The following is a 2,873-nucleotide window of genomic DNA, read 5'->3' as shown; positions in this document are numbered from 1 at the left end:
CACAACTGGCTGATTTCACTCAACTCTTTTTCGGTCAGGCTCTTAGATTCCATCCACTAGGGTGAGCGTTTGTACGACGCTTAGCGCCTCTCTTTTAGACTAAGGTGTGGGGATTATCCGCGTGTCGCGGCGTCTAGCTGCTTGCATATTGTGTGGATCTGCGCCGCGTTACTGATTTCGGCGCCGGGGGCGGAGATTAAGCACCGCGTCGCGGTCGGGCTAATTGACTTTTTGGTAAACGCGCACGTAGTCAATGTCCATTGAAACCGGGAAGATTGCGTCGTCAATCTTGCCGGCCATGTCGCCACCAATAGCTAGGTTCAAGAGGAGAAAGTGGGGAGTATCGAAAGGCCAACTGCTGCTGCCCTCTTGAGGGTTCTTGTAGGTGAAGTAGGAGTGCCCATTAACACCGATGGAAATCGCGGTGGGAGTCCAGGTTAGTGTATAGATGTGGAAGCGACGGCACGCGTCTGATAGAACGGTTTCACCCCCGATGCCGAACGTGCGCGCTGTTGCCTTAGTGTGAATTGTCCCCTTGATCTTGTCTGGCGCACTGCCGACCTGCTCCATGATGTCGATCTCCCCATTTTCAGGCCAAGGCGTTTTATCAGCGCCAAGCATCCAAAATGCCGGCCAGGTACCTCGGCCACAGGGCAGGCGTGCGCGGATTGCGAAATGCCCGTAAACCCAAGCGGCCTTTCCGCGTGTGATAAGGCGCGCGGAGGTGTAGTTCTGTCCGCCGTAGTCGGATGCGCTCGTCAGCCGTTCCTTACGGGCAGTGATGATGAGTTTACCGTCCTTACCCCGGCCGTTCTTGCGTCTTTTTACCGCATAGTATTGCTTCTCGTTGTTGTACCAGCCCGATTTATTGCCCTCCGTATCGTAAACCCATTTCGCGGGATCCGGCAGGCCGGCACGATCGAATTCGTCTGACCATACAAGTCTATACCCTTCTGGTATCTTAGCTTCTTGCGCGCCGGCTGTTGGAGCGGCGAAAACAAAAAAGGCGAAGCAAAGAAGATTGTATTGTCTGTAAATGACCATTCCCAGCCTTCCTTCATAACTCAGACCCTCTCTGTTTAGAGGATGGGTGACGGCAAAGACGACGCACTTATATCACAGCTGGAATGACGACGACCTAAGGCTAGACGAAGGGTTTACCGCCGCGGCGCCGCAACGCGACATGGAGTGGCTGATTACAGTCTAACCACTTAAATGTTCATGATGCGAGCCACCCTCGAAGCCCTTCCACCATGCATCGGAATAGTGAGCTTCTCTGAGAACGTCAGGCAGATCGTTGATGCTCTTTTCAGTATAGACGGCGAGCGGAACCGAATTGAACGGGTTTGGATCACAGGGTGTCGCGGTCGTCTACATCGCGCACAACATGGACGACGTCATGCGAGTAACCGACCGCATCGCCGTCATGTACCGTGGCCGAAAGGGCCGACGAGATAACCACCAAGGACACCACCAAAAAGGACGTGGTGCACATGATTATCACCGATCTGGCCTACTAAGGTGAACCGCGGTGCACACGCGCCGCGTTTCATGTCGATTTTGCACGGTAGCCGTCTCCGTGGCAACTATCGCCGCGCGATGACCACGATTCGCCTAAGTCGCCCTTCGATCACAGGTGTAAAGCGATCGTGACCAACCAACTAACCAACTGGCATAGGTTTCCGGTGAGAAAGTTAGTCGCAAACGGGCTACGTTTTGCTATTTGGTAAGGAATCGTATTGGGCGTACGCATCCAGCATCATGCGTATATTCACTCGTGCTCGAGGTTAGCTCACCCAGTCCTGGCCAGTGGAAAGGTATTGTCGACCACATCGATTCGAGTTCGACCTCGAGACCCAGCTGTGCCGCTACAATCAAGGCCTGAACCGGCTCTTTGTCGTGCGGCCACAAATCCTCCTCAAGCGAGATCCAGACGTCACTCTCGTCCTCGACAGTGATTTCAGCCTGAAGCGCGCCCAGTTTCTCGCTGATGTTCGTCGCATCATCTAGCAATGCGCTTCGGATGAGGAGAGTGATCTTCTCTCCATTCAACTCAAGTTTGGGTCGGTCATCGACAACCCGGAAATCGGGTTTGTCACCCTCAACGGCGCCGTCAGTTCTCACTGACGGCAGAGACTTCCCCTCGTCTTCACACCAGAAGGCCTTGTCGAAGATGTCGAGGGGCGATGCGCCACACCCGGGCAGTGCCAGAGGTTTTGAGCGATCTGAATACCGGTAATCTTTCCGCTACAATGTAAGCAGAACCACGCGTCCGACTCGCGCCCCCACAACGGGCGGCGAACAACCCCGTCGAGGTCGGGTTTCGTGGACCGTCGGGGCCAATCCGTGGAGATTTCGCCCCGAACCCGAGCAGCCCGATCTCTCACTAGGCTAAGTGCTTTCTGGAGGAATTCCAGCTCAAACACCGGGCATTTGCCATCATTTTCGGTGACTGTCTGGACGATCGGCCGCGCACCAGGGTTTTCTGGCACTGTGATGCTCCACCCATCTCCCACCATGATGACATCGTGTAAAGCCACCTGAAGGCGGTATGGGTGATCGCCGATCATGCCATGTTCGGCGTTATCCAGGTACGCCAAGCGGTGGGCCATTGCTGCAGGATGCCCAGCCTGAAAATCTGCTGGAAGAGCTCCCTCAACGATGGCTTCGACGCTCGCCATCTGTTCGGGACTGGGGATCCAATCCTTTTTGCTGGTGGAGACGAGTTTGGTCCAGCTAACGAATCCCAATTCCCCCGCAAGCAAGTCGAGAGCTTGGTGTAGCGAGACCCTGTTGGCCCGCGCGTATCTTTTAGCAAGACGCCTGAGAGCCTGACCGAAAAAGAGTTGAGTGAAATCAGCCAGTTGTGATTC

General features: G+C 55.0%; 2 protein-coding genes and 1 pseudogene. All 3 read right to left on the bottom strand.

Translation table 11 applies throughout. From position 1 onward, the window contains the following. Nucleotides 1–219: 219 nt before the first annotated feature. Complete coding sequence (locus N181_RS07940; RefSeq protein WP_014858094.1) at nt 220–1,044, bottom strand: glycoside hydrolase family 16 protein; 825 nt, start codon at nt 1,042–1,044, stop codon at nt 220–222. 675 nt (nt 1,045–1,719) lie between these two features. Then, on the bottom strand, nt 1,720–2,124 hold the full coding sequence (locus N181_RS07935; RefSeq protein ID WP_014858092.1) for a hypothetical protein: 405 nt from the start codon (nt 2,122–2,124) through the stop codon (nt 1,720–1,722). Next, nucleotides 2,121–2,873 (bottom strand): annotated as a pseudogene (locus N181_RS34240) (hypothetical protein); the annotation flags it as partial. The pseudogene N181_RS34240 and the gene N181_RS07935, both read right to left, overlap by 4 nt.

This window comes from Sinorhizobium fredii USDA 205 (assembly GCF_001461695.1).
In the GTDB taxonomy this organism is placed as follows: domain Bacteria; phylum Pseudomonadota; class Alphaproteobacteria; order Rhizobiales; family Rhizobiaceae; genus Sinorhizobium; species Sinorhizobium fredii.
Note: the sequence above shows the minus strand (reverse complement) of the source record. Positions and strands in the feature narration are given on the sequence as shown.

Coding starts and splice junctions, on each gene's coding strand:
- N181_RS07940 (WP_014858094.1), bottom strand. CDS start 1,044: ATGGTCATTTACAGACAATACAATCTTCTTTGCTTCGCCTTTTTTGTT.